The sequence below is a fragment of the Mesorhizobium sp. WSM4837 genome, from assembly GCF_055811435.1.
Map to the genome: position 1 here is coordinate 1 of NZ_JBVVQE010000208.1, position 997 is coordinate 997.

The window sequence follows — 997 nt, forward strand, 5'->3', positions numbered from 1 at the left end:
GTTGAACATCAGAAGACTTTGACTGTCGCCCGACCTGACCGTTTCTTGAGTTCGCACAGTGTGTTCAGAGCTGACACCACCAAAGGCGAACGGCGCCGGGCGGTGCTCGCAGGCATCAACGATTATCATGGCGCAGCGAACAACCTTCCGAGCAGTGTTAACGATGTTAATGCCTTTGAGGAGGTACTCAAGAAGCAATACGGATTCGACGAGATTGTCCGACTTGTCGATTCCGAAGCCACTGTAGCCAATGTAACAGCTGCCTTGCGAGAGCTCTTCGCAGACGTATCGCCGGACGATCGATTGGTCGTCTTTTTCTCCGGTCACGGAACGACTGCACTCCGAGGCCACGTGATTGAAGAATGCATTGTTCTCTACGACGGCTATCTCTTCGATGACGCGTTCGCGCAGATGACGCAGAACCTGCCGCCCGGAATATTGACGTTCGTTACCGATTGCTGCTTCTCCGGCGGCCTTGAAAAGCGGATGTTGGCGCCGGTGTTCAAGTACTCCGCGTTAGCCGGACACGCGCGCGTCAAAACCCACATGCGTCCAGCCGGCGACAAATTCGTCGATCACACCAGCGGGCAGGACAGGGCAATAGCAAAGAAGCGCTTTGGTGAGATGGCTTACCTTCGGAATTCACCCGTCGCTGCGAATTCGCGGGATTCCCTGGCCGGGTTGCAGGCCTCTATGCCGGCGGCCCCGTCTGGTGAGACTGGGCAGCTACAGTTCAATGGCGTGCTTCTTTCCGCTTGCCTCGAAACCGAAACGGCAGCCGCGAGCACCGCATTAACGGAAGGGAAGTCGGCCTTTACCTTTGCCCTTCTCCATTCATTGAAGGCGCTTGGCCCCGCAGCAAGCTTGGCTGAGCTTGTGGACGCCGCGAAGTTAATGATCCAGAGGGTCGGGCTTCCCCAGACGCCTCTTTTAAAGGAACCTGAGATTCCAGTCGACACACGGCTGCGCTCCTTCATCACCTTTGCACGCCAGCGGA

Annotated in this window: 1 protein-coding gene; it reads left to right on the plus strand. The window is 56.8% G+C overall.

Annotated elements, in window-relative coordinates; translation table 11 throughout:
* Nucleotides 1-997, plus strand: a 997-nt coding sequence (locus AC0L3D_RS36735; RefSeq protein ID WP_473647538.1) for a caspase family protein, incomplete at both ends; no start/stop codon positions are given.